Origin of the sequence: Variovorax sp. PDC80 (genome assembly GCF_900115375.1) — a bacterium.
Classification (GTDB): domain Bacteria; phylum Pseudomonadota; class Gammaproteobacteria; order Burkholderiales; family Burkholderiaceae_C; genus Variovorax.
In genome coordinates this window covers 1-5195 of sequence record NZ_FOWG01000032.1, presented here as the reverse complement: position 1 = coordinate 5195, position 5195 = coordinate 1, and the positions used below count along the sequence as shown (strand labels likewise).

At 67.7% G+C, this 5195-nt stretch carries 5 protein-coding genes; 3 read left to right on the top strand and 2 right to left on the bottom strand.

The genetic code is table 11. The features are described 5' to 3' along the window. Nucleotides 1–214 precede the first annotated feature (214 nt). Both BM109_RS40500 and BM109_RS40495 read right to left on the bottom strand, forming a co-directional pair. The gene (locus BM109_RS40500) at nucleotides 215–1192 is read right to left on the bottom strand and encodes a DUF58 domain-containing protein (RefSeq protein WP_093356149.1); all 978 of its coding nucleotides are present in this window, start codon (nucleotides 1190–1192) and stop codon (nucleotides 215–217) included. After that, nucleotides 1189–2109 (bottom strand): AAA family ATPase, encoded by a 921-nt coding sequence (locus BM109_RS40495; protein ID WP_093356147.1) that lies wholly within the window; start codon nucleotides 2107–2109, stop codon nucleotides 1189–1191. Before BM109_RS40495 ends, BM109_RS40500 begins: the two co-directional genes overlap by 4 nt. 77 nt (nucleotides 2110–2186) lie before the next feature. Between BM109_RS40495 and BM109_RS40490 the strand changes: the two genes are divergently transcribed. From BM109_RS40490 to BM109_RS40480, 3 genes are all read left to right on the top strand, one after another. Next, a complete protein-coding gene (locus tag BM109_RS40490; RefSeq protein ID WP_093356145.1) occupies nucleotides 2187–3140 on the top strand; it encodes a histone deacetylase family protein in 954 nt (317 codons plus the stop codon). A 75-nt stretch (nucleotides 3141–3215) separates the two neighbouring features. After that, the gene (locus BM109_RS40485; RefSeq protein ID WP_093356142.1) at nucleotides 3216–4496 is read left to right on the top strand and encodes a mechanosensitive ion channel family protein; all 1281 of its coding nucleotides are present in this window, start codon (nucleotides 3216–3218) and stop codon (nucleotides 4494–4496) included. A gap of 136 nt (nucleotides 4497–4632) precedes the next feature. Further along, on the top strand, nucleotides 4633–5195 hold a 563-nt coding region (locus BM109_RS40480; RefSeq protein ID WP_093356140.1), incomplete at its 3' end, for an electron transfer flavoprotein subunit beta/FixA family protein.

Sequence of the window (5195 nt, the reverse complement as noted above, 5' to 3'; positions counted from 1 at the left end):
CTGTCTGAGCGCAACGAAGTGGAGCGAGTTCTGCGGACCCCCGCTTTCTCCGAGCACCGCAGGTTGCCCGTAGCGAAGCGGAGGGACACAGACAGCGGGGTCGCCTTCTTTTGCTTACTTTTCTTGGCGAGACAAGAAAAGTAAGTCGCCCGCCGGGGCGAGACCCGGCCAACGCCCTCCGCAAGAGGAGCAAAGCCAAGAACAACCCAGGAAGTCAACATAGAGCCAGCATCTCCAGACAAGCCCTCCGATGAGCCTCCCCCTGAGAAGGCTTCAACACGCGCCCGCCAACACGAACCCCATAGTCCACCCCCAACCGATCCGCCATCAACACCCAGGCACACAACCGAGAAACCCGCCCTTCGACATCACCTAACCCCGTAGCCTGCGCATCCAGCCAAAGCTCCTCGCGTTGCGTCTGCTGAGCATCCCGACTAACGAACTCTTCGGACCCCGCAGCCAACGCCTGCGCCGCCTTCTTCCAGACCACCAGCTTCAACGGATCCCCCCGCCGATAAGCCCGCACCCCGTCATACTCCCCAGCCCCCAGAGACCGCACAACAGAAGAAACAGCCGCAGACCCCGACAACGGCTCCCCCGCAGGCAAGGGCGGCGGATGCACCTCAGGCGCCGGATACACCAGCATCCGAGAAGCCGGCCGCCACACCGTCCACACCCGAAAGGTACCCAGCGGAAACCGCGTCTCCGCCGTCAATGCAGGCACCGGATGCAACCCCCTTCGCTCCGGCAGAAAAGCGATCTCCACCGTCGAGCTGCCCTGCGCCGGCACATCGGTCCACGCCCACTGCCCGCTGCCGCGCACCGCCATCCCGATCCCGTAGCGCACCCCGCGCCGCGCGTTGTGCAGCACCACCCGGAACACCGCCGCGCTCCCCGCGTAATGCGCATCGGGCGGCATCAGGTGCATCGCCAGCCCGCGCAAGGTGCCGTGGCACACGTGCATGCCCACCGCCACGCTGCCCGCGAGCAGGAAGGTCAGCAGGTAGCCGAGGTTGAGCTGGTAGTTGATCGACGCCACCAGCAGCACGAGCAGCGTGAGCGCCAGGGTCCAGCCGGCGCGCGTGGGCACGATGTAGACATTGCGCTGCGTGAGCTCGAGCGTGTCCGACGGCGGCCGGCGCGAGAGGAACCAGCCGTCGATGCGCGAGCGGATGGCGCCGACGGCGTTCACGGCAGCGGCACCGCCGCGATCATCGCCCGCACCTGCTCGACCGCGCCGCGGCCGGCATCGCCGACCGGCGTGAGGCGGTGCGCCACCGTCTGCGGCAGCACGGCCTGCACGTCGTCGGGCGCGACGTAGTGGCGGTTGGCGAGCAGGGCCTGGGCCTTGGCGGCGCGCAGCACGGCGATGCCGGCGCGCGGCGACAGGCCTTGCAGGAACCAGCGGCCCGAGCGGGTGGCGGCGATCAGGTCCTGCACGTAGTTCAGCAAGGGCTCGGCCGCGTGCACCTGCTGCACGCGCTGCTGCAGCGCGGTCAGCTCGCCGGGCGTGAGCAGCGCGGGCAGGGTGGCCAGCATCTCGCGGCGGTCGATGCCGGACAGCAGCTGGCGCTCGGCGGCGCGATCGGGGTAGCCGAGCGAGATGCGCATCAGGAAGCGGTCGAGCTGCGACTCGGGCAGCGCGAAGGTGCCGAGCTGGTCCTGCGGGTTCTGCGTGGCGATCACGAAGAAGGGGGTGGGCAGGGGGCGGGTCTCGCCCTCGATCGTCACCTGCTTCTCCTCCATCGCCTCGAGCAGCGCGCTCTGGGTCTTGGGGCTGGCGCGGTTGATCTCGTCGGCCAGCAGCACCTGCGAGAAGATCGGGCCCGGATGGAACACGAAGGCCTGCTGGCCGCGGTCGTAGATCGCCACGCCCGAGAGGTCGCCCGGCATCAAGTCGGCCGTGAACTGCACGCGCGAGAACTGCAGGCCGAAGGTGTGCGAGAGCGCATGGGCCAGGGTGGTCTTGCCGACCCCGGGCACGTCCTCGATCAGCAGATGCCCGCCGGCCAGCAGGCAGGCCACGCAGTCGCGCACCTGGGCCTCCTTGCCCACGATCACCGTGTTAAGCTGGCTCAGCAAAGTGGCAAGCTTCGCGGCAACGTCCATATTTGTATCCATATGCAAACGATACCGTAAGACCCGGCAGCCCCGCGCCGCGTGAGGTCTAGACGCGACACCGAGACATGGGCAAGACCGGTTACTTCACTCATCGCGACTGCTGGAAGCACGACATGGGCCGGGGTCATCCCGAATGCCCCGAGCGCCTGGATGCCATCGAGGACCGGCTGCTGGCCACCGGCGTCGGCGACGCGCTCGAGCGGCGCGACGTCCCGCTGGCCACGCTGCCGCAGATCACCCGGGCGCACAGCACCGAACACGTCGAATACCTCGAGGCGCTGCACCAGCGGTTGGTGGCCGACGAGCCGGTCGGTGGCCCCGACCATGCGCACATCGACCCCGACACCGCACTCAATCGCTTCACTCTGCTGGCGGCCCGGCGCGCCGCCGGGGCGGCCATCGCCGCCACCGACGCGGTGATCGCCGGCGAAGTCGAGAACGCCTTCTGCGCCGTGCGGCCGCCCGGCCACCATGCCTGCCGCGAGCAGGCGATGGGCTTCTGCTTCCTCAACAACGTCGCGATCGCGGCGCGCCATGCGCTCGAGGTGCACGGCTTCGACCGCGTGGCCGTGGTCGACTTCGACGTGCACCACGGCAACGGCACCGAGAACATCCTGTCGGACGATCCGCGCGTGCTGATGGTCGGCTTCTTCCAGCACCCCTTCTATCCCTACAGCGGCACCGAGCATCCGGCGTCGAACATGCTCAACCTGCCGATCCCGGCCTACACCAAGGGCATGGACGTGCGCGAGATGATCGAGGCGATCTGGATGCCCCGGCTCGAGGCGTTCCGGCCGCAGATGGTGTTCGTGAGCGCGGGTTTCGATGCGCACCGGGAAGACGATCTCGGGCAGCTCGGTCTCAACGAGAACGACTTCGCCTGGATCACCGACCGCATCCGCGACGTGGCGCGCCGCCATTCGCGCGGACGCATCGTCTCGATGCTCGAGGGCGGCTACAACCTCGACGCGCTCGCGCGCAGCGTGGAAGCGCACATCCGGGTGCTGGCCGACCTCTGATCCGAAGGGCGCGGGCGCACCCCGGTGGTGCGCCGAGCGCGCCGTGTGTGGGCCCGGCCCCTTTTGCTGCAAGAGATGAACTTCAACGACTTCACCCAACGACTCGCGCAGGTCGATGCGCGCGGCATCGCCATCGAGCTGGCCGCGCTCGCCGCCTGCATCGCCCTGGCCTGGGGCATCTGCCGCTGGTTCGGGCGCGACCAGCCCAAGGACTCGATCTGGTTCGGCGAGCGCACCTTCGACGGCGTGCTGTTCCCGCTCATGGCGCTGGTGTTCGCCGAACTCGCGCGGCGGCTGGTGGCCGAGTACCAGACCATCCTGGTGCTGCGCATCGGCGTCTCGGTGTTCCTGTCGCTCGCCGTCATCCGGCTGTTCGCGCGCGTGCTGCGCGCCGTGTTCCCGGCCTCCAACCTCGTGCGGCTGCTCGAGCGCACCATCTCGTGGCTGGCCTGGCTCGCGGCCGTGCTCTGGATCATCGGCCTGCTGCCGCCGGTGCTGGCCGAGCTCGACGACATCACGCTGGCCTTCGGCAAGACGAAGGTGAGCCTGCAGACCATCATCCAGGGCGCGCTGTCGGCCGGCCTGGTGCTGGTGATCGCGCTGTGGATCGCCTCGACGATCGAGAAGCGCATCCTGCGCGAGGCCGTCACCGACCTGTCGATGCGCAAGGTGGCGTCGAACGCGGTGCGCGCGCTGCTGCTGCTCGTGGGCCTGCTGTTCGCGTTGTCGGCGGTGGGCGTGGACCTCACGGCGCTGTCGGTGCTCGGCGGCGCGCTCGGCGTCGGCCTGGGTTTCGGCCTGCAGAAGCTGGCGGCCAACTACGTGAGCGGCTTCGTGATCCTGCTCGAGCGCTCGATCCGCATCGGCGACAACGTCAAGGTCGACACCTTCGAGGGCCGCATCACCGACATCAAGACCCGCTACACGCTGATCCGCGCCGGCAACGGCCGTGAGGCGATCGTGCCGAACGAATCGCTGATCACCTCGCGCGTGGAGAACCTCTCGATCGCGGACCGCAAGTTCAACATCACGACCAGCATCGTGGTCGGCTACGAGAGCGACGTGGCGCAGGTGCAGGCCATCCTCTGCGATGCCGCCAAGGCCCAGTCGCGCGTGATGACCGACCCGGCGCCGGTGGCCTTCCTGATGAACTTTGCGCCCGACGGGCTGGAGTTCACGCTGAACTTCTGGGTCGCCGATCCCGACAAGGGCAAGGACAACCTGCGCTCGGCGATCAACGTCGCGATCCTCGAAGGCCTGCGCGCCGCGAAGATCGACATTCCCTATCCGCAGCGCGTGCTGCGCGTGGAGTCGCTGCCGCCCGGGATTTCGCCGCCGGCGGACGCTGCTCTATAATCGAGGAAAAGCACGACCGTTCTTTTTTCGCCCCGCGGCGTGAATCGGAATCAGATCAGAGACGGCAAAGGTCGCGTCCTAGAATGACCGGTTGCTCTCGAAGCCCCCTTTTTGCAATCCCAATGGAGTCAAGTCAATGAAGGTTCTTGTGCCTGTCAAACGGGTCGTCGACTACAACGTGAAGGTGCGCGTCAAGAGCGACGGCACGGGCGTGGACATCGCCAACGTCAAGATGAGCATGAACCCCTTCGACGAGATCGCCGTCGAAGAGGCCGTGCGCCTGAAGGAGAAGGGCGTGGTGACCGAGGTCATCGCCGTCTCGTGCGGCGACGCCAAGTCTCAGGAAACCCTGCGCACCGCGATGGCCATCGGCGCCGACCGCGGCATCCTGGTCGAGACCTCGGAAGAGCTGCAGCCGCTGGCCGTCGCCAAGCTGCTCAAGGCGCTGGTCGACAAGGAACAGCCCTCGCTCATCATCCTCGGCAAGCAGGCCATCGACGACGATGCCAACCAGACCGGCCAGATGCTGGCTGCCTTGGCTGACCTGCCGCAAGCCACCTTCGCGAGCAAGGTCGAAGTCGCCGGCGACAAGGCCAACGTGACCCGTGAAGTCGACGGCGGCCTCGAGACCGTCTCGCTCACGCTGCCGGCCGTCATCACGACCGACCTGCGCCTCAACGAGCCGCGCTACGTCACCTT